The sequence below is a fragment of the Nonomuraea sp. C10 genome, assembly GCF_008017515.1.
GTDB lineage: Bacteria > Actinomycetota > Actinomycetes > Streptosporangiales > Streptosporangiaceae > Nonomuraea > Nonomuraea ferruginea.
Map to the genome: position 1 here is coordinate 4,636,659 of NZ_VPFF01000001.1, position 20,179 is coordinate 4,656,837.

Genomic DNA, 20,179 nt, shown 5'->3' on the forward strand with positions numbered 1-20,179 from the left:
GTGACGGGGGTCAGGCCGGCGAGGCATTTCCTCCCCGCACTCAGGAGTGTCTTCACCGGGGGCGCGGGGCCGCCTTCACAGCACCGGCGGCTCTCTCGGCCCGCGTGGACCCCGGCTACTCGTCTCCGTCGACGCGTTGCCGACGATGGTATCAGCGATCCCTTTTCTGGCGCTTCTCCCTGATCTTCATCGTGACCTCGATCGGCGAGCCGGCGAAGCCGAACTCCTCGCGCAGCCGCCGCTCGATGAAGCGCCGGTAGGTGTCTTCCAGCCAGCCGGAGGTGAACAGGACGAACTTGGGCGGCTCGATCGACGCCTGTGTGGCGAACAGGATCTTCGGCTGCTTGCCGCCGCGCACCGGGGGCGGCGTCTGCTGCACCAGCTCGGTCAGGAACGCGTTCAGCCGGGACGTCGGCACCCGGGTCGCCCAGGACTCCAGCGCCCGCTCCAGGGCCGGCACCAGCCGGTCGACGTGGCGGCCGGTCTTGGCGGAGATGTTGACCCGCAGCGCCCACGGGGTGCGGACGAGCTGCCGGTCGATCTCCTTCTCCAGGTAGTAGCGGCGGTCCTCGTCGACGAGGTCCCACTTGTTGAACGCGACCACCATGGCCCGGCCGGACTCGATCACCAGGCCGATGATGCGCAGGTCCTGCTCGGTGAGGGGCTCGCTGGCGTCGATGAGCACGACCGCCACCTCCGAGCGCTCCAGCGCGGAGCGGGTGCGCATGGCGGCGTAGAAGTCGGCGCCCTGCAGCTCGCGGTCGCGCCGCCGGATGCCGGCCGTGTCGACGAACCGCCAGGTGCGGCCGCCCAGCTCGATCAGCTCGTCGACGGGGTCGCGGGTGGTGCCGGCCATCGGGTCGACCAGCACCCGCTCCTCCCCCGCCAGCTTGTTGAGCAGGGAGGACTTGCCGACGTTGGGCTTGCCGAGCAGCGCCACCCGGTAGGGGCCGCGCTCGTCGGCGAAGCGCTCGCGCGGGGTCTCGGGCAGCGCGTCGAGCACCACGTCGAGCAGGTCGCCGCTGGCGCGGCCGTGCAGCGCGGAGACGGGGTAGGGCTCGCCGAGGCCGAGCGACCACAGCGCGGCGGCCTCCAGCTCGACCTGCTGGTTGTCGACCTTGTTGGCGGCCAGGATCACCGGCTTGCCCGACTGGCGCAGCACGGAGCCGACGATCTCGTCGGCGTCGGTGGCGCCCACGGTCGCGTCGACCACGAACACGATCACGTCGGCCAGCTCGGTCGCGACCTGCGCCTGCTCGGCGATGCGCAGGCCCATGCCGGTGGCGTCAGGGTCCCACCCGCCGGTGTCGACCACGGTGAAGCGGCGGCCGCGCCAGTTGGCCTCGTAGGTCACCCGGTCGCGGGTCACCCCCGGCACGTCCTCCACGACCGCCTCCCGGCGGCCGATGATGCGGTTGACCAGCGTGGACTTGCCGACGTTCGGCCGCCCGACGATGGCCACGACCGGCAGCGGCGTGCTATCGCCGACGTCGCCGGAAACCTCGAGATCGTCGAGCTCAGCCTCGACCCAATCCCCCGTAGACATGGTGTCTCATCCTTATGAGTCCCGCACCGCTCAGGTGCGCTCCTTGACCAGTCTCAACACCTCCGCGATCACCTCGTCGAGGTTGAGCGCGGTGGTGTCGAGCTCGACGGCGCCATCCGCCATCGAGAGTGGATCCGTCTTGCGTGTCGAGTCGAGGGTGTCGCGCCTGGCCAGGGCCGCCTGCTGCGCCTCCGCCGTGGTGCCGGCCAGCTCCGCCGACCGGCGCTGGGCGCGGGCCTCGGGGCTGGCCGTCAGGTAGATCTTGACGGGGGCGTCGGGGGCGACGACGGTGCCGATGTCGCGGCCCTCGACCACGATGTCGCCGGCGCCGATGATCTCCCGCTGGAGGGCGACGAGCCTGGCCCGCACCTCGGGCACCGCCGCCACGGCGGAGACCGCCGAGGTGACCTCGTCCTCCCGGATCGGCCCCGCCACGTCGACGGCGCCGACGTGGATGGCGGGGCTGTCGGGGTCGGTGCCGGAGACGATCTCGGGCTCGCCGCAGCGGGCCGCGATCGTGGCGGAGTCGGCGAGGTCGACGCCCTGCCGGAGGATCCACCAGGTCATCGCCCGGTATTGCGCTCCGGTGTCCAGGTAGCGCAGACCCAGCGCGCGGGCCACCCCGCGCGACGCGCTCGACTTGCCCGACCCCGAAGGGCCGTCCATGGCGACGACCAGACCGGCCACGGCTCTCCCTCTTCACGTGTGCTGACCCAACCTCACGAGGTTACCGTCTCGCGCCACCGCGACGAGCCGGTCAGTCGGCGACCCAGCTCCCGTGGAAGCCCAGCGGAACCCTGACCGGCAGGTGGACGGTGGCCACCGGGTCGCCGGTGAAATCCTGCGCCGGCAGGATCACCAGGTCGGCCGCGCCTCTGTCCGGGTTGTTGACGAAGGTGAGCACGTACCCGTCGTCCTCCGCGTCGCCCGACGGCACGAACACCGGCTCGCCCACGTACGCGCCGCGCCCGAACTGGCGGGCCTGCTGCGTGCCCGCCGCCAGGTCGTGCTTGATCAGCGTGTTGTCGAACGCCTCGTCGGGCAGGTCCTCCAGCTCGGTGTCGTCGGGATAGACCACGTCGATCAGGTCGCGGGCGGCCGCCGTGTAGCCGTAGCGGTAGGGCCTGCCGGTCAGCCGCTCGTCCATGCGCGGGAACTCCTGCGCCCTGTCGTCCAGCCGCGTCTCGGTGAAGGTGCCGGCGACCGGGTCGACACGCCAGCGGTCGAGCGTCGGCGTGCCGCCCAGGTCGAGCCGGGCGTCGACGAACCGCTGCGGGTAACGCACCAGGTCGACCACCACCTGGTCGCCGTCGTCGTAGGCGTTGAGCGTGTGGAAGACCCAGCACGGCGGCACCTCCACCCAGCTCACCTCGCCGGTCGCCCGTGACAGCAGGCCGACCCTTGAGGCGTGGCCGGGGTTCCACGCGTACGGCAGCGAGGCGCCCTGCTCGGCGTGGGCCATGCTGAAGGTGACCGGCAGGTCGTAGATGACCACGTACTTCTCGGTGAGCGCGAAGTCGTGCAGCATGGGCGCGTCGGCGATCGGGATGTCCCTGGTCCGCACGACCGTGCCCTTGTCGTCGAGCACGATGTGCTGGTGGTGGTCCCAGCCGAAGAAGTACGCCATGGCGTGCAGCTCGCCGGTGGCCGGGTCGAGGTGGGTGTGGGCGGCGAACCCGCCGGGCAGGCCGCCGTCGAAGTCGCACGGGCCGATGGTGTCGAGCTCGTAGCTCATCTCGTACGGGAGCGCCCCGGCCTCGACGGTGGCCAGGGTGCGCCCGGCGATGCCGAGCACGTGGGTGTTGGGGGCGAAGTCCATGCCCTCGTGGGTGAGCGTGGAGCGCGGCTCCTCGCCGAGCCGCCGGGCCACGGCGGCGTTGCGCACCCACCGGTTGCGGTACCACTCGGCGCGGCCGTCGCGCAGCCGCACGCCGTGGATCATGCCTTCGCCGAGGAACAGGTGGGAGGCGGACGGGTCGTCCAGGCTCAGCGGGTTGGGGCCGTTGCGCAGGTAGCGGCCGTTCAGCTCGGCTGGGATCCGGCCGGTCACCTCCAGGTCGTAGGCGGTGATCTCCTCGGTGACGGGGGCGAAGCCGTCGCGGTACGGGTGGGACGTCATGGGGTGGTCCTCTCGTCTGGAACGAGGAAGGGATGCAGCACCGAGGTCCACAGCAGCCGGTAGCGGTGCCCGGCCTCGGCCCGGTCGAAGAAGCCGGAGAGCTCCAGGCTCACCGCGCCGTGCATGGCCATCCAGAGCACGTCGGCGATCTCCGCGGCGCCGCCGCCGCGCAGCCGCCCCTCGTCGAGGCAGCGCCGCACGCCGCCCACGAGCAGGCGGAACGTCCGCCGGGCGGCATCCCTGGCCGCCTCGTCGGGGATGTAGCCGGACAGGGCGCCCTGAAACATCAGCCGGTAGTACTCCGGCTCCTCCAGCGCGTACTCCCGGTAGGCGGCGACGCCGGCCCGCAGCCGCTCCAGCGGGTCGTCGTCGTGGGGCACCTCCAGCAGCCGCCGCTCGAACCGGGCGAAACCCTCCAGCCAGAGCGCCCGGCAGAGCCCGTCCTTGCCGCCGAACAGCGTGTAGATGACCTTGGTGGAACAGCCGGCCTCGCCGGCGATGCGCCGCACGGTCAGCGCCGCGGGCCCCTCGCCGATCAGCAGGCTCTTGGCGGCGTCGAGGATCACAGCCCGCACGACGCCCTGCCCCTCCTGCTGGGCCTGCTGGTACGCGGTCACGCTCATGTTCGGTAACGCCGTTTCTTCTCGGTAACGCTGTTACCGTCTTTCTATCCCGGCTTCCCCGGCCCGTCAAGGCATGAGCGGACTCCCTCGGGTGAGAAGCCGTGCGTGAGAGCTGACAGCAAGGTGACGGTGGTGGTGGTGACCCGCGACCGCCTGCGCACGCTGCAGCGCTCGCTCCCCCGCCATCGCGGCCCGGTGATCTTGGTGGACAACGGTTCCACCGACGGCACCGCCGGGTTCGTCCGCCGCCACCACCCGCACGTCCAGGTCGTGGAGAACGGCCGCAACCTCGGCGCGCCCGCCCGCAACGTGGGCGTGCGGCTGGCGCGGACCCCGTACGTGGCCTTCGCCGACGACGACTCGTGGTGGGCGCCCGGGGCGCTGGAGCGGGCGGCCGGGCTCTTCGACGCCCACCCGCGCCTGGCCGTGCTCGGCGCGCGCCTGCTGGTGGGGCCCGAGGAGCGGCTCGACCCGGTCAGCGAGGAGATGCGCCGCTCGCCGCTGGGGGTCGCCGCCGACCTGCCCGGCCCGAGCGTGCTCGGCTTCCTGGCGTGCGGCGCGGTGGTGCGCAGGGACGCCTTCCTGGAGGCCGGCGGCTTCGACGACGTGGTGTTCTTCTTCGGCGAGGAGGAGCGGCTGGCGCTGGACCTGGCCGCGCGCGGCTGGGGTCTCGCCTACGCCGACGACGTGGTGGCGCACCACCACCCGACGCCTCCCCGCGACCCTGCGGCCCGGCAGGCCCTGGCGGCGCGCAACGCGCTGCTGACGGCCGTGCTGCGCCGTCCGTGGCCGGTGGTGGCCCGGCGGTCGCTGGACGCCCTGCGTCAAGGCAGGGCGGGCCGGCGCGGCCTGCTCGACGCCCTCCCCCGGATCCGCCGCGCCCTGGCCCGGCGCGAGGCACTGCCGCCGGAGGTCGAACGAGCACGAAAGGCGCTTGATCGTTACAATCTGTGACTTTTGGGTAGCAATGGGTTATGACTACAGCACCGAACCCGATCCAGCTGCAGAAGCACCTCAAGGGTGTCGACTACCCGGCCTCCAAGGCCGACCTGCTGGAGGCCGCCCGCAAACACGGCGCCGACCAGGACACGATGCGCGCCCTGGAAGCCATGCCCGACCGCGAGTACGACGGCCCCAACGCCGTCAGCCAAGCGATCACCCGGCGCTGAACCACCTAGGGTCCCGGCACCACGCCGGGACCCTTCACCATGCCGCTACGGCACCTGCCAGCCGCGCTCGCGCAGGGCCTGGCTCAGCGAGCCGGCCGCGTCGGGCTGCACCGACAGCTCGGCCACGCCCAGGGGCAGGCCGGGAGCGTGCTCCAGGCGGACGTCCTCGACGTTGACCCCGACCTCGTCGCACACCTGGAACAGCCGCGCCAGCTGGCCCGGACTGTCACCGATGACGACCTGGACGACGGCGTACGCGGAAGCCGGGCCGCCGTGCTTGCCCGGGATCCGCCCGTGGCCCACGACCCCGCGCTTGAGCAGCTGGGTCAGCTCGCCGGACGCGGTGCCGTCGCCCCCGGACAGCGCCCGCAGCGCCGACGCCGCCTCCGCCAGGTCACGGGAGACCGCCTCCAGCACCTCGGCGACCGGGGCCGAGTTGCCGGACAGGATGCCCAGCCACAGGCCGGGATCACCGCCGGCGATCCTGGTCACGTCGCGCACCCCCTGACCGGCCAGGCCGAGCGCCACATCGGAGGCGTCGGCCAAGCGAGCCGCCACCGCCGAGGCCGCGACGTGCGGGGCGTGCGAGATCACCGCGACCGCCCGGTCGTGCTCGGCCGCGTCGACCTCGACCGCGTTCGCGCCGCACAGCTCGATCAGCCGCAGCACCGCCGCCGTCGCCTCCGCGGACGCCTCGGGCGTGGGACAGAACGCCCACGGCCGCCCCAGGAACAGGTCGGCCCTGGCCGCGCCCGGCCCGGACCGCTCACGGCCCGCCAGCGGGTGCGAGGCCACGTACGCGGACAGGTCACAGCCCAGCTCGCGCGCCCGGTCGATCGGCTCCGCCTTGACGCTGGCCACGTCGGTGAAGAACCGCGCCGCGCCGCCCTCCTGCAGCCGCCGCAGCTCGGTGGCGACGTAACCGGGCGGCACCGCGATCACCGCCAGGTCGGCGCTCTCGCCGGGCCGCCACTCCTCACCGGCGCCGAGCTCGCGCGCGAGCCGCACGGCCCCCTGGTCTCGGTCGGCGAGCAGCACGCGCACCTCGTGCTTGCGCAGCGCGAGCGCCAGCGAGGTGCCGATGAGACCGGTGCCCACAACCAGCACGGTGCGGAGTTCGGAGGCCATGTCGTTGTCCTGATTTCGGTACGGGAGTCGTACGGGCAGATTATTGGGCGATTTATTGGGCGATGTCCTGACGGAGCGCGACGGCGCCGCGCAGATACACATGCTGGATCGCCGAGCGGGGCCGATCGGTCTCGACATGCGCCATGAGCCGCACCACCCTGGGCAGCGCACCCGGCACGCCGATCTCGGTGCAGCAGATCAGCGGCACCTCGTGGAACCCCAGCTTGCGCGCCGCCAGCGCCGGGAACTCCGCCGTCAGGTCGGGAGTGGCGGTGAACAGCACACTGATCACGTCGTCCGTGGTGAGCTCGTTGCGCTCCATGACCTGGGCGACCAGCTCGGTCGTCCCCTCGATGATCGAGTTACGGTCGTCGGCGTCCACCTGGATCGCGCCGCGGATCGCCCGCACCATGCGCTTCGCTCCTTCTATAGCGGGAGAGCCCGTGCGGAGATTCGCACGGGCTCCAGCGTCGTGGCCAGGTTACAGCTTCACCGCGGCGTACAATTCGCCGACCTCACGCAGCGTCAGCGCCCTGAGCGTGCCGGGCTTGGTGCGGCCCAGCTTCACCGGGCCGAACTCGATGCGGGCCAGGTCGATGACCCGGTGGCCGGACTCCTCCAGCATGCGTCGTACGACGTGCTTGCGCCCCTCGTGCAGCACCACCTCGACCAGCGCCTGCTGGCCGTGCTCCTGCACGATCTGGAAGTCGTCGGCCTTGGCGATGCCGTCCTCCAGCTCGATGCCCTGCTTGAGCCGGCGGCCCAGGTCGCGCGGGATCGGGCCGGGCACCTTGGCCCAGTACTTCTTCGGCACCCCGTAGCTCGGGTGGGTGAGCCGGTTGGCCAGCTCGCCGTCGTTGGTGAGCAGCAGCAGGCCCTCGGTCTCGGTGTCGAGCCTGCCCACGTGGAACAGCCGCGGAGCCAGCTCCTCCACGAAGTCGGCCAGGCACGGCCGGCCCTGCGGGTCCTCCATGGTCGACACCACGCCGATCGGCTTGTTCAGCGCGTAGTAGACCAGGTCGGGCGCGGTCGGGATACGCCTGCCGTCGACGTGGATGACCTGCTTGGCCGGGTCGACCTTGGCGCCGAACCTGCGCACCACCTGGCCGTCCACGGTGACGCGGCCGTCGCCGATCATCTCCTCGCAGGCCCTGCGGCTGGCGACCCCGGCCTGGGCGAGCACCTTCTGCAGGCGCACCCCGCCCGGGACCTCGGTGGTGTCGCGTTCGTCGGTGTAGCCCTCGGGGTAGAAGTCGCGGTCGCGGACGGGCTGGCGTGCGGTCTTGAACCGGTCCTTGGGCGTGGCCCGGTCTCCGGCGCCGCGCCGCGAGTCGCCCAGCGTGTGGACGCCGTCGCGCTTGGACACCCGCCCGCTGCGGGCGCCTTCGTCCCGCCGGGGCGTGCGGCCCGCGCCGCCGCGGTCTCCTTCGTCGCGCCTGCCGTAACGGGCCCGCGACGAACCCTGGGGGCCTTCCCTGCGCCCGCTCCGGTCCACCCGGAACCCGCCGCGCTCCTCCGCACGGCCGCCGCCGGAGGACTCGTACTCGATGTCCTCGCCGGAGAAACCGAGGTCGTCCCGCGCGGGCCGCTCGGAACGGCCGCCGTCATGCCCGTACCTGGCCCGCGTACCGCCGCCCCTGCCGGCGCGCAGCGAGTCACGTGCGTCGCCCCGGTCCCGGCCGTACCGGTCCTCCCCACGCGAGCTACCGCGCGCGTCATCACGCCGGTAGGATCCACGCGCGTCATCACGACGGAAGGATCCACGCGCGTCATCACGACGGAAGGACCCGCCCGAAGACCCACGCGCGTCGTCACGACGGAACGAACCGCCTGAAGACCCACGCGCATCATCACGCCGGAACCCACCACGGTCGTCCCGCGAACCCCGACGGTCACCACGGAACTCCCCGCCGGAACCCCGGCGGTCATCGCCACGGAACCCGTCACGACGGGAACCCTCACCCGCGTCATCGCGACGGAAGGACCCGCCGGAAGACCCGCGCGCGTCGTCACGACGGAACCCGCCACGGTCATCCCGCGAACCCCGACGGTCACCACGGAACACCCCGCCGGAACTCCGACGGTCATCGCCACGGAAACCACCACCGCGGGAACCCCCGCGCGCGTCGTCCCCACGGTAAGACCCGCCCGAGGACCCACGCGCGTCATCACGACGTGATGACCCGCCCGAAGACCCGCGCGCGTCATCACGACGGAACGAACCGCCCGCATCATCACGACGGAACGAACCGCCCGAAGACCCGCGCGCGTCATCACGACGGAATCCGCCACGGTCGTCCCGCGAACCTCGACGGTCGCTGCGGATACCCCCGCCGGAACCCCGGCGGTCGTCCCCGCGGAAACCGCCACCACGGGAACCCCCGCGCGCGTCATCCCCACGGTAGGACCCGCCCGAGGAACCGCGCGCGTCGTCACGGCGGGAGCCGCCGCTGAAGTCGTCTCTGCCGGAACCCCGGCGCTCGTCTCGCTGGGAACCGTCACGGGAGTCGTCGCGGCGCGTACGGCCGCGCGAATCGTCCGAGCGGAAGGCGGGACGCCCGCCGCGGCCGGAGCCGCCGGCGCGTCCTCGACCGCGTCCATCACCGGACGGGGTGCTTCGCCTGTTGATCACTTCGTCGTCTCCTCGATGTTCTCCACGTCGTCGGGGAGGAACGGCGCGAGCTCGGGAAGCTCACTGACGTCGTTCAGTCCCAGACGCTCAAGGAAGTATGAGCTTGTCCGGTAGAGCACGGCTTGGCTCTCCGGGTCGGTGCCGGCCTCCTCGACCAGCCCCCTCGCGACCAGCGTCCGCATGACGCCGTCGCTGCTGACGCCGCGCACCGCGGCCACCCGCGCCCGGCTCACCGGCTGCCGGTAGGCCACGACCGCGAGCGTCTCAAGCGCGGCCTGGGTCAGCCTCGCCTGCTGGCCGTCACGGACGAACCGCTCCACGAGCGGCGCGTACGCGGGGCGCGAATAGTATCGCCACCCTCCCGCGACCTGCCTCAGATCGAAACCCCGCGCGGAGGCTTCGTATTCCGCTGAGAGCTCACGCAGCGCCGCCGCCACCTCGTGGGTGGGCCGCTCCAGCACCTGGGCCAGGGTGACTTCCCGTACGGGCTCGTCGACGACCATGAGGATGGCCTCCAGCGCCGGCTTGAGCTCGGGACCCGGCGCCTCGTGCGGAGGCGCCTCAATGACCGGCTCCTGCACTTCGAAACGGGGGTCCTCAGGTGGATCGACACGTTCGGGGGCCTCCGCGGCGTCCTGGAGGTCCTCGGGAGAGGACGGGATCAGGGAGCCGGGGAGGGTCATCCAGGCGGGCAGGTCCTTGCGCGGGCGGGAGTCGTCAGCCATCTGCGGGTTTCTCCGGGCTCTCCTCGTAGTCGTCTCCCACCGAGACGTCGCCGTCGTCGGTGCCCGTCCACGTGACGTGCAGGTCGCCGAGTGGCTCGACCTGCTCGAAGCTGACCGCGGACTCCCGGAACAGCTCCAGGACGGCCAGGAAGCGGGCGATGACCTCGTAGGTGCCCTCGCAGTCGGCGACCAGGGCCCTGAAAGTGGCTCTGCGCATGCGGCGCAGGCGCTCCACCAGAATAGCGGCCTGCTCGCGCACATTGGCGAGCGGTTGGTAGATGTGGCCGACGCCGACGGTCGGCGGGAGCTTGGGGGTGAAGGCGCGGGCGGCGATGCGGGCCAGCTCCTCGGGGCCGATGCCGAGCACCAGCTCCGGCAGCAGGCCGGCGAACTGCGGCTCCATGGGGACGCTGCGCGGGAAGCGGAGCGCCTCGTCGGCCATCCGCCCGGCGAAGATCTTGGCGACCTCCTTGTAGGCCTTGTACTGCAGGAGGCGGGCGAACAGCAGGTCGCGGGCCTCCAGCAGGGCGAGGTCCTCCTCGTCCTCGACCTCGCCCGATGGCAGCAGCCGGGCCGCCTTGAGGTCGAGCAGGGTGGCCGCGACCAGCAGGAAGTGGCTGGTCTGGTCGAGGTCCCACTCGGGGCCGCGGGAGCGGATGTAGGAGATGAACTCGTCGGTCACCTGCGAGAGGGAGACCTCGGTGATGTCGAGCTTGTGCTTGGAGATCAGCCCGAGCAGCAGGTCGAAGGGCCCTTCGAAGACGTCCAGGTGGACCTGGAAGCCCTGGGGCCCGGCCTGCTGCTCTGTCACCTCGCCATTGTGGCAGGCTGCGGCCAGCGCGAGAGCACTTCCCGGGCCAGCTCGCGGTAGGCGTTGGCGCCGAGCGAGGACGGGTCGAAGGTGGTGATCGGCTCGCCGGCCACCGTGGCGTCGGGGAAGCGCACCGTACGGTTGATCACGGTGTGGAAGACCTTGTCGCCGAAGGCCTCCACGACGCGGGCGAGCACCTCGCGGCCGTGGAGCGTGCGCGCGTCGTACATGGTGGCGAGCAGGCCCTCGATCTCGAGGTCCTCGTTGAGCCGCTCCTGCACCTTGGTGATGGTGTCCATGAGCAGGGCGACGCCGCGCAGCGCGAAGAACTCGCACTCCAGCGGCACCATGACGCCGTGCGCGCAGGTGAGGGCGTTGATGGTGAGCAGGCCCAGCGACGGCTGGCAGTCGATGAGGCAGACGTCGTAGTGCGGCAGCAGCGGCTTGATGACGCGGCCGAGCACCTGCTCGCGGGCCACCTCGGTGACGAGCTGGACCTCGGCGGCGGACAGGTCGATGTTGCTGGGCAGCAGGTCGAGGCCCTCGACGCCGGTCTCCAGCAGCACGTCCTCGGCGCTGACGTTGCGCTCCATCAGCAGGTTGTAGACCGTGAGGTCGAGCTGCAGCGGGTTGATGCCGAGGCCGACGGAGAGCGCGCCCTGCGGGTCGAAGTCGACGAGCAGCACTTTGAGACCGCATTCGACGAGGGCGGCGCCGAGGTTGATGGTGGTGGTGGTCTTGCCGACCCCGCCCTTCTGGTTGACCATGGCGACCACGCGGGCCGGGCCGTGGACGTCGCGCGGCACCGGCTCCGGGAACACCGGGCGGGGCCGCTGCGTGGGGCCCAGGTTGACGCCCTTGGAAGGCGCGTTGGTCTTGGTGTCACCCCAGGGGTTGTCGGGGGTCCCCGGGGTCGAACCGTTGGTCTTCACAGTCACCAGCTCGAACCTCCCTGACGATCCCGAACCGGACCGTCCGGACGGACACTATGGCGTCACCACTTAACGCGGCAAGGCGGCACGCCGGAGTGCCGCACGACCCAAAAGACTATAGATCACTGACGGGCGCGGGGATGCGCCGCCGCGTACACCTCTCTGAGTTTGTCGACCGTGACCAGCGTGTAGACCTGGGTGGTCGTCACGGAGGCGTGGCCGAGCAACTCCTGCACCACCCTAACGTCGGCGCCGCCGTCGAGGAGGTGTGTTGCGAACGAATGGCGGAGAACATGGGGAGATATCCCGGCCAGTCCGGCCCGTTCGGCGGCGGCCTGCAGGACCTCCCACGCGCCCTGGCGGGTGAGCCGCCCGCCCCGGGCGTTGAGGAACACGGCGGGAGTGCCGCGGCCGTGGGCCAGCAGACCGGGCCTGGCCCGTACGAGGTAGGCGTCGAGAGCGGCGCGGGCGTAGCGGCCGAGCGGGACCACGCGGGTGCGGCCGCCCTTGCCGCAGAGCCGCACCTGGTCGTCCTCCAGGTCGTCGACGGCCAGGCCGACGGCCTCGGAGATGCGGGCGCCGGTGCCGTAGAGGACCTCCAGCAGGGCGCGGTTGCGCAGGGTGAGCGGCGCGCCGTCGGGGCCCGAGGCGGCGATGAGCCGCTCGACCTGGTCGACGGAGACGGCCTTGGGAAGCCTGCGGAGCTGGCGTGGCGGGCGCACCTGATGGGCGGGGTCGTGCACGGTGACGCCCTCGCGCAGCGCGAAGCGGTGCAGGCCGCGCACGGCGGACACGGCGCGTGCGGCCGAGCTGGCCACGAGCGCCGGGTGCTCGCCGTCGCCCTCGCGCAGCGCGGCGAGGAAGGCGCGTACGTCGGACTCCGCCACCTGGTCGAGCTCGGCCCGGCCGCGCGAGCGCAGGTGCTCGGCGTAACGGCGCAGGTCGCGCCGGTAGGAGGCGAGCGTGTTGGCGGCCAGGCCGCGCTCCACCGCGAGGTGGGCGAGGTAGCTGGACAGCACCGCCTCCACGGGAATGGTCCTTTCCTTCATGCCTCCGGAGCGTCCGCCGGGCGCAGGCCGGCGAACCCGTCGGCCGCGGCCGCATATGCGGCGAGAATACCGGCCACGGCCGCAGAATTGTGGATCATCCCCGCGAGCACGCGGCGCACGGCGTCGTCGAGCGGCACCCATTCGACCGGCATGCCGATCTCCTCGTGGCGGTGCTCGAAGTGGTTCTCCTCGTCGGGGATCTTCTCCAGGCCGCGGGCCAGGAAGACGCGGATGCGCTCGTCGGAGCAGCCGGGCGAGGTGAGGATGTCGACGAGGGTGTGCCAGGTGGCGGCGCGGTAGCCGGCCTCCTCGGCCAGCTCGCGGGCGGCGCCCTCGACCAGCGGCTCGCCCTCGACGTCGCGGATCCCGGCGGGCAGCTCCCACAGCAGCCGCCGGGCGGGGTGGCGGTACTGCCTGATGAGCAGCACCCGCCGGTCGTCGTCGAGCGCGAGCACCCCGACCGAGCCGGGGTGGCGGACGTAGTCGCGGTCGGCGGTCTCGTCGCGCGGCATCCGCACGGTGTCGGTGACCACGTCGATCACGTAGCCCTCGAACCGCTTCCTGGTCTCGACGACCTCCCAGGACTCGGGCGTGTCTTGGATCATGTCCGCACCCGCTTCCGCCCCTCGCCGGTCACCCGAGCCGATCTTCACTTGGCCACCTTAGCCGCCACCCTGCTGTCGGCGTAGGCGAGCGAGGCGCCGATGAGCCCCTTGAACATCGGGTTGGCGCGGGTGGGCCGGGAGCGGAACTCGGGGTGGGCCTGGGTGCCGATGAAGAACGGGTGCACGTCGGCGGGCAGCTCGGTGTACTCGACCAGGCGGCCGTCGGGCGACACGCCGGAGAACACCAGGCCGACCTTCTCCAGCCGCTCGCGGTAGGCGTTGTTGACCTCGTAGCGGTGGCGGTGGCGCTCGGCGGCCTTGGCCTTGCCGTAGAGCTGGCGGGCGAGGGTGCCCTCGCCGAGCTTGGCGGTGTAGCTGCCGAGCCGCATGGTGCCGCCCATGTCGCGCTCGCCGGCGACGACGTCCTCCTGGTCGGCCATGGTGGAGATGACGGGGTGCTTGGTGTCGGGGTCGAACTCGGCGGAGTTCGCGTCCTCCAGGCCGGCCATGTCGCGGGCGGCCTCGATGACCATGCCCTGCATGCCGAGGCAGATGCCGAGCAGCGGGATCTTGTTCTCCCGGGCGTGGCGGATGGCGCCGATCTTGCCTTCGATGCCGCGCACGCCGAAGCCGCCGGGGATGAGCACGCCGTCGACGCCGTCGAGCTCGCGCTCGGCGCCTTCGGGGGTCTCGCAGTCGTCGCTCTTGACCCAGCGGATGTTGACCCTGGCGTCGTTGGCGAACCCGCCCGCGCGCAGCGCCTCGGTGACCGACAGGTAGGCGTCGGGCAGGTCGATGTACTTGCCGACCAGCGCGATCGTGACCTCCTTGGCCGGCCGGTGCACGCGGCGCAGGAGCTGGTCCCACTCCTTCCAGTCGACGTCGCGGAAGGGCAGGCCGAGGCGGCGCACCACGTACGCGTCGAGCCCCTCGGAGTGCAGGACGCGCGGGATGTCGTAGATGGAGGCGGCGTCGACGCAGCTGACCACGGCGTCCTCGTCCACGTCGCACATCAGGCTGATCTTGCGCTTGATCGCGACCTGGACGGGCCGGTCGGAGCGGAGCACGATGGCGTCGGGCTGGATGCCTATGCTGCGCAGCGCGGCCACGCTGTGCTGGGTGGGCTTGGTCTTGAGCTCGCCCGACGGGCCGATGTAGGGCAGCAGGGAGACGTGCAGGAAGAACACGTTGTCGCGGCCCACCTCGTGGCGGATCTGCCGCACGGCCTCCAGGAACGGCAGCGACTCGATGTCGCCGACGGTGCCGCCCACCTCGGTGATGACCACGTCGACGTCGGGGCCGGCCATGCCCCGGATGCGGTCCTTGATCTCGTTGGTGATGTGCGGGATGACCTGGACGGTGTCGCCGAGGTACTCGCCGCGCCGCTCCTTGGCGATGACGTTGGAGTAGACCTGGCCGGTGGTCACGTTGGCCGAGCCGTGCAGGTCGGTGTCGAGGAAGCGCTCGTAGTGGCCGACGTCGAGGTCGGTCTCGGCGCCGTCGTCGGTGACGAAGACCTCGCCGTGCTGGAACGGGTTCATCGTCCCGGGGTCGACGTTGAGGTAGGGGTCGAGCTTCTGCATCGTGACCCGGAGTCCGCGGCCCTTGAGCAGGCGGCCGAGGCTGGAGGCGGTGAGCCCCTTGCCGAGACTGGAGGCGACGCCGCCGGTGACGAACAGATGCTTGGTTTGCGTGGCGCTGCGCAAGGAGGCTCCCGTGGCTAGGTGTGGCTAGTGTCCACGGGCTCTCAGGATATCAAACAACGCCCCTCACATGCCCGAACGGTATGACCAAGCGGTAACTTTGGTCTTTATGTCACTTGTACGGCGGGCGATCGGCACGCTGATCCACCGTGCCTACGCGGCGGTCCGGGAGGCCGGCGCGATCACCCCGCGCACTCCCGCCGGCTACCGGTTCCGCCGCCTGGGCGAGGGAGCGAAGGTCGCCTTCCCCCCGGGGGCGATCTTCGGCGAGGAATGGATCGAGATCGGCGACCACACGCTGATCGGCGAGCGCGTGTCGCTGTCGTGCGGCATGTGGCCGGGCGCCGACCTGGGCCCGGACTCGATCCTGCGGATCGGCGAGAGCTGCTCGATCGGCCGCGGCACGCACGTGGTCGCGCACCAGTCGATCGACATCGGTGACGACGTCTTCACCGGCCCGTACGTCTACATCACCGACCAGAACCACGTCTACGACGACCCCGACGTGCCGATCGGCCGGCAGTGGCCGCGCAACAACCCGGTCTCGATCGGGTCGGGCTCATGGCTGGGCGCGGGCGCGATCGTGCTGCCCGGCACCCGGCTGGGGCGGCAGTGCGTGGTGGCGGGCGGCGCGGTGGTGCGCGGCGAGTTCCCCGACCACAGCGTGGTGGCGGGGGTGCCGGCCAAGCTCGTGCGGGCGTACGACGCGGACTTAGGCTGGCACGCGCCGGGCGTCTCGCCACTGGCCGCTTCCTGACCATCTGGACCGAACATGCTTCTGGCGGTTAGCGTCGGTGCATGCGGACCGCCATCAGCGAGCGTCTAGGCATCGAGTTCCCGCTGTTCGCCTTCAGCCACTGCCGTGACGTGGTGGCGGCGGTGACGAACGCGGGCGGGTTCGGTGTGCTGGGCGCGATCGCGTACACCCCCGAACAGCTCGACGTGGAGCTCACCTGGATCGACGAGCAGGTGGGCGGCAGGCCGTACGGCGTGGACGTGCTCGTCCCCGGCAAGGTGGACGCCGCCGCCCTCGGCGGCGTGCGGGTCGCCGAGCTGATCCCCGAGCGGCACCGCGACTTCGTCACGCACCTCATGGCCAAGTACGGCGTGGGCGGGCCCGGGCAGCAGCCGGTGGGCGCGGCGGCCGACGAGTTCGCCCGGCGGGTGTCGGCGGCGGGCGCGACCGGGCTGATCGACGTGGCGCTCAAGCACCCGATCGGGCTGATCGCCTCCGCGCTGGGCCCGCCGCCGCCGGAGATGGTGGCGCGGGCGCGCGAGGCGGGGGTGCCGGTGGCGGCACTGGTCGGCACCGTGGAGCACGCGCGCCGGCAGGTGGCCGCGGGCGCGGACGTCATCGTCGCGCAGGGCACCGAGGCGGGCGGCCACACCGGCGAGATCTCCACCCTGGTGCTGACGCCGCAGGTGGTGGACGCGGTCGCGCCGGTGCCGGTGCTGGCCGCCGGCGGCATCGCCTCGGGCCGTCAGATGGCGGCGGCGATGGCGCTCGGCGCGCAGGGCGTCTGGTGCGGCTCGGTCTGGCTGACCACGGAGGAGGCGGAGACACCCCAGGCGGTCAAGCGCAAGTTCCTGGCGGCCTCGTCGCTGGACACCGTCCGGTCCCGCTCGCGTACCGGCAAGCCGGCCCGCCAGCTCGCCACCGCGTGGACCGAGGAGTGGGACCACGGCCAGGAAAGCCCGGGCCCGCTGGGCATGCCGCTGCAGATGCTGGTGGCCGAGCACGCGATGGCCCGCATCACGGCGGCGGCCGAGCGGGGCGAGCCGGGCGCGCTGGAACTGGCCGGCTACTTCGTCGGCCAGGTGGTGGGGCAGCTCAACCAGGTCAAGCCGGCCCGCGAGGTGGTGTACGAGATGATCAGCGAGTTCGGCGAGGCGCTGGATCGGCTCAACCGGCTGGCGGAGTGACGCTTCACCCGCTTTGGCGCTCAGCCCCCGAAGCGTGTCAATATGCGGTGTGGTCGGGACACCGCCTGAGCTGGAGCGGGGCACCGGCGTGCCCGCGCACGTGCAGATCGAACGGTGGCTGCTCGACTCGATAGACCGGGGCGAGCTGGCGCCGGGCGACCGGCTGCCCGGGGAGCGGGAGCTGGCCGGGCGGCTCGGAGTGAGCCGGATGACGCTCCGGCAGGCCCTCGCGCGGCTGGAGTCCGACGGGGTGCTGATCAGGGTGCCCGGCCGGGCGGGCGGGGCGTTCGTGGCCGAGCCGCGCGTCGAGTGCGACCTGACGGGGCTGGCCGGGTTCACCGAGCAGATGCGCCGCGCCCATCTGCGGGCCGAGGCGCGCGTCCTGGTGGCCCGCACGGTGAGCGCGCCGGCCCCGGTGGCCGCCGCGCTGGAGCTCCCGGCGGGCGAGCCGGTGCACGAGGTGGCGCGGGTGCGCTCGGCGGGCCGCTCGCCGGTCGCGCTGGAGCGTTCGTTCTTCCCCGCGCTGCCCGGCTTCCTGGAGGAGGACCTGACGAGGTCGCTGTACGCGCTGCTGACCGAGCGCTACGACCTGGCGCCGCGCACCGCGCTGGAGCACCTCGACCCGGTGGTCGCGGGCCCGGCGGAGGCGGCGGAGCTCGGCATCGAGCCGGGCGCGCCGCTCATGCGGATCGAGCGCACCGCCTACGCCGGCGACGGCACGCCTGTCGAGCACGCCCGCGACCTGTTCCGGCCGGACCGGGTGCGGATCTCGGTGCGGTCCGGGGTCAGCGGACCCGCTCCCCCGCCGGGTCCCACAGCGGCTCCTTGACGACGGTGCCGGGCACCCAGGTCCCCTCCACCTCGATCTCGACCTTGGTGCCCGGTTCGGCCTCCAGGTAGGCGTAGGCGATGGAGGACCCGACGGTGTAGCCGTAGCCGCCGGAGGTGACGCGGGCGGCCACCTCGCCGTCGACGCGCACCGGCTCGTTGCCGAGCGCGACGGCACGGGGGTCGCCGAGCGTGACGCAGCGCAGTCTGCGCTTCGGCCGCGGGTCGAGGGCCTCCCGGCCGAGGAACTCCTTGTCCATCTTGACGCAGAAACCGAGCCCGGCCTCGTACGGGGTGGTCTCGGGGCCGATGTCGGCGCCCCACACCCGGTAGCCCTTCTCCAGGCGCAGGCTGTCGATGGCCTTGTAGCCGCCGGCGACCAGGCCGTGCGGCTCGCCGGCCCGCCACAGCGTCTCCCACAGGGCGAGCCCGTACTCGCTGGAGCAGTAGAGCTCCCAGCCCAGCTCGCCGACGAACGTCACCCGCAGCGCCAGCACGGGCACGTCGCCCACGGTCAGCTCGCGCGAGGTCATGAACGGGAAGCCGAGCGGGTCGGGGGTGAGCGCGCCGAGGATGTCGCGGGCGCGCGGCCCCCACAGCGCGAAGCAGGCGTACTGGCCGGTCACGTCGGCGATCCGGACGTCGGCGCCGCGCAGCCGGGCCTGCTTGCGCAGCCAGCCGAGGTCGTGCGAGCCGAACGCGGTGCCGGTGACGATGAGGAACTCCCGCTCGCCGCGCCGGGTGACGGTGAAGTCGCACTCGATCCCGCCGCGCCGGTTGAGCGCCTGCGTGTACGTGACCGCGCCGATCGCGCGGGCCACCCGGTTGTCGCAGACCCACTCCAGCAGGGCGGCGGCGTCCTGGCCGGTCAGCTCGATCTTGGCGAACGAGCTCTCGTCGAACAGGCCGGCGGCCTCGCGCGTGGCGCGGTGCTCGGCGCCGATGGCGGGCGACCAGTTGCGCCCCGCCCAGCCGCGCGGCCGCTCGTCGCCGTCGCCGGCGTCGCTCCCGTAGTGGTTGACCCGCTCCCAGCCGGACTTCTCGCCGAACACCGCGCCGTGGCCGCGGTGCCAGGAGTACGCGGGAGAGACCCGCAGCGGCCGGCCGGCCCGCCGCTCGTCGCCCGGGTAGCGGATGTCGTAGTAGGTCTCGTAGTTCTCCACCGCGCGGGCGAGCGTGTAGGACGGCGAGCGGTACTGGGCGCCGAACCGGCGGACGTCCATGTGCCACAGGTCCATGGACGGCTCGCCCTCGACGATCCACTCGGCCATCACCTTGCCGATGCCGCCCGCCCCCGCGATGCCGTGCGCGCAGAACCCGGCCGCCACGTAGAACCCGCCCACCTCGGTCTCGCCCAGGCAGAACTCGTTGTCCGGGGTGAACGCCTCCGGCCCGTTGATCAGCTTGCGGATGCCGACGTCGGCCATGGCGGGCACGCGGAGCCGGGAGTTGTCGAAGATCTCCTCCAGCCGCGGCCAGTCCTCGGGCAGCAGCCGGCCGTTGAAGTCCGCCGGTATCGCGTCGTGGGAGGCGGCCGTGGCCGTCCAGGGGGCGCACTCGCGCTCGTACCCGCCCATGACCAGCCCGCTGACCTCCTGCCGATAGTAGACGAGCAGGTCGGGGTCGCGCAGCGTGGGGAGGTCGCGGTGCTCGTGGAAGCCGTCGGTGACCACGTACTGGTGCGACATCGGCACGATCGGCACGCGCACGCCGGCCATGCGGCCGATCTCGGCGGCGAACATGCCGCCGCAGTTGACGACGACCTCGCAGGCGATGTCGCCCTGGTCGGTGCGCACCCCGGTCACGCGCCCGTCCGTGACGTCCAGGCCGAGCACCCTGGTGCGGGTACGGACGCGCGCCCCGCCCTCCCTGGCCCTGGCCGCCAGCGCGTAGCACAGCCGGGAGGGGTCGATCTGGCCGTCGGTGGGCAGGTAGGCGGCGCCGACCACGCCCTCGGTGCTCATCAGCGGGAACAGCTCGGCCGCCTCGGCGACGGAGATCTCCTCCAGCGGCAGGCCGAAGGTGCGCGCCCAGCCGATCTGGCGGCGGATCTCGGCCATCCGCTCGGGGGTGGAGGCCAGCTTGATGCCGCCGCACTCGGTCCAGCCCGCGTCCAGTGTCCGGTAGAGCTCCACGGAGTACTGGTTCATCCTGGTCAGCGTGGGGTCGGCGCGGAGCTGGCCGACCAGGCCCGCCGAGTGGAAGGTCGAGCCGCTGGTGAGCTCGTCGCGGTCCAGCAGGATCACGTCCCGCTCGCCGAGCAGGGTCAGATGGTAGGCGACGGAGGCGCCGCCGACGCCACCTCCGATGATCACGATGCGCGCGGAGTCGCTCATGCGGCGAGGCTAACCTTCGGTGACTCTAAAGGTCTAGACCGTTTAACGCG

Annotated in this window: 19 protein-coding genes; 5 read left to right on the plus strand and 14 right to left on the minus strand. The window is 72.2% G+C overall.

Annotated elements, in window-relative coordinates:
• Positions 1-151 precede the first annotated feature (151 nt).
• From der to FR742_RS21360, 4 genes are all read right to left on the minus strand, one after another.
• Entirely contained in the window at positions 152-1,546 is a 1,395-nt protein-coding gene (gene der, locus FR742_RS21345; protein ID WP_148032576.1) for a ribosome biogenesis GTPase Der, read from the minus strand.
• Between the two features lie 30 nt (positions 1,547-1,576).
• Positions 1,577-2,233: a (d)CMP kinase gene (gene cmk / locus FR742_RS21350; RefSeq protein ID WP_261808653.1), complete on the minus strand. Its 657-nt coding sequence runs from the start codon at positions 2,231-2,233 to the stop codon at positions 1,577-1,579.
• A gap of 70 nt (positions 2,234-2,303) precedes the next feature.
• Positions 2,304-3,665, minus strand: a complete 1,362-nt coding sequence (locus FR742_RS21355) for a carotenoid oxygenase family protein (RefSeq protein ID WP_148032577.1) — start codon at positions 3,663-3,665, stop codon at positions 2,304-2,306.
• A complete protein-coding gene (locus tag FR742_RS21360; RefSeq protein ID WP_148032578.1) occupies positions 3,662-4,288 on the minus strand; it encodes a TetR/AcrR family transcriptional regulator in 627 nt (208 codons plus the stop codon). Before FR742_RS21360 ends, FR742_RS21355 begins: the two co-directional genes overlap by 4 nt.
• 105 nt (positions 4,289-4,393) lie before the next feature.
• Here FR742_RS21360 and FR742_RS21365 point away from each other — a divergent pair, with 105 nt between their 5' ends.
• Both FR742_RS21365 and FR742_RS21370 read left to right on the plus strand, forming a co-directional pair.
• Positions 4,394-5,242 (plus strand): glycosyltransferase family 2 protein, encoded by an 849-nt coding sequence (locus FR742_RS21365; RefSeq protein WP_261808654.1) that lies wholly within the window; start codon positions 4,394-4,396, stop codon positions 5,240-5,242.
• A gap of 20 nt (positions 5,243-5,262) precedes the next feature.
• Positions 5,263-5,457, plus strand: coding sequence for a DUF2795 domain-containing protein (locus tag FR742_RS21370; RefSeq protein WP_148032579.1), 195 nt, complete (start codon positions 5,263-5,265; stop codon positions 5,455-5,457).
• 45 nt (positions 5,458-5,502) lie between these two features.
• Here FR742_RS21370 and FR742_RS21375 read toward each other — a convergent pair whose 3' ends face one another.
• The 9 genes from FR742_RS21375 to FR742_RS21415 form a co-directional block, all read right to left on the minus strand.
• Complete coding sequence (locus tag FR742_RS21375; protein WP_148032580.1) at positions 5,503-6,585, minus strand: prephenate dehydrogenase; 1,083 nt, start codon at positions 6,583-6,585, stop codon at positions 5,503-5,505.
• A gap of 52 nt (positions 6,586-6,637) precedes the next feature.
• Positions 6,638-6,997, minus strand: coding sequence for a chorismate mutase (aroH, locus tag FR742_RS21380; RefSeq protein ID WP_148032581.1), 360 nt, complete (start codon positions 6,995-6,997; stop codon positions 6,638-6,640).
• A 69-nt stretch (positions 6,998-7,066) separates the two neighbouring features.
• The gene (locus FR742_RS45910; protein ID WP_261808655.1) at positions 7,067-8,080 is read right to left on the minus strand and encodes a pseudouridine synthase; all 1,014 of its coding nucleotides are present in this window, start codon (positions 8,078-8,080) and stop codon (positions 7,067-7,069) included.
• Positions 8,081-9,213: 1,133 nt separating this feature from the next.
• Positions 9,214-9,942, minus strand: coding sequence for an SMC-Scp complex subunit ScpB (gene scpB / locus FR742_RS21390; protein ID WP_261808656.1), 729 nt, complete (start codon positions 9,940-9,942; stop codon positions 9,214-9,216).
• On the minus strand, positions 9,935-10,753 hold the full coding sequence (locus FR742_RS21395; RefSeq protein ID WP_222709014.1) for a ScpA family protein: 819 nt from the start codon (positions 10,751-10,753) through the stop codon (positions 9,935-9,937). Before FR742_RS21395 ends, scpB begins: the two co-directional genes overlap by 8 nt.
• Positions 10,750-11,691 (minus strand): ParA family protein, encoded by a 942-nt coding sequence (locus tag FR742_RS21400; RefSeq protein ID WP_148032582.1) that lies wholly within the window; start codon positions 11,689-11,691, stop codon positions 10,750-10,752. Before FR742_RS21400 ends, FR742_RS21395 begins: the two co-directional genes overlap by 4 nt.
• Positions 11,692-11,807: 116 nt before the next feature.
• Complete coding sequence (locus tag FR742_RS21405) at positions 11,808-12,734, minus strand: site-specific tyrosine recombinase XerD (protein WP_148032583.1); 927 nt, start codon at positions 12,732-12,734, stop codon at positions 11,808-11,810.
• A complete protein-coding gene (locus tag FR742_RS21410) occupies positions 12,731-13,339 on the minus strand; it encodes an NUDIX hydrolase (protein ID WP_148032584.1) in 609 nt (202 codons plus the stop codon). The genes FR742_RS21405 and FR742_RS21410 overlap by 4 nt, the downstream gene beginning before the upstream one ends.
• A 44-nt stretch (positions 13,340-13,383) precedes the next feature.
• Positions 13,384-15,045: a CTP synthase gene (locus tag FR742_RS21415; RefSeq protein ID WP_148032585.1), complete on the minus strand. Its 1,662-nt coding sequence runs from the start codon at positions 15,043-15,045 to the stop codon at positions 13,384-13,386.
• Between the two features lie 106 nt (positions 15,046-15,151).
• Here FR742_RS21415 and FR742_RS21420 point away from each other — a divergent pair, with 106 nt between their 5' ends.
• Genes FR742_RS21420 through FR742_RS21430 form a run of 3 tightly spaced genes read left to right on the plus strand, consistent with a single transcriptional unit; the run spans position 15,152 to position 17,794 of the window.
• Complete coding sequence (locus FR742_RS21420; RefSeq protein WP_148032586.1) at positions 15,152-15,799, plus strand: acyltransferase; 648 nt, start codon at positions 15,152-15,154, stop codon at positions 15,797-15,799.
• 41 nt (positions 15,800-15,840) lie between these two features.
• Positions 15,841-16,965 carry a nitronate monooxygenase gene (locus tag FR742_RS21425; RefSeq protein WP_148032587.1) on the plus strand — a complete coding sequence of 375 codons (1,125 nt, stop codon included), beginning with the start codon at positions 15,841-15,843 and terminating at the stop codon, positions 16,963-16,965.
• 49 nt (positions 16,966-17,014) lie between these two features.
• The gene (locus FR742_RS21430) at positions 17,015-17,794 is read left to right on the plus strand and encodes a GntR family transcriptional regulator (RefSeq protein ID WP_148032588.1); all 780 of its coding nucleotides are present in this window, start codon (positions 17,015-17,017) and stop codon (positions 17,792-17,794) included.
• On the opposite strand, the gene FR742_RS21435 is transcribed toward FR742_RS21430, so the two are convergent.
• The gene (locus FR742_RS21435) at positions 17,751-20,129 is read right to left on the minus strand and encodes an FAD-dependent oxidoreductase (protein WP_148032589.1); all 2,379 of its coding nucleotides are present in this window, start codon (positions 20,127-20,129) and stop codon (positions 17,751-17,753) included. The genes FR742_RS21430 and FR742_RS21435 overlap by 44 nt on opposite strands.
• Positions 20,130-20,179 lie beyond the last annotated feature (50 nt).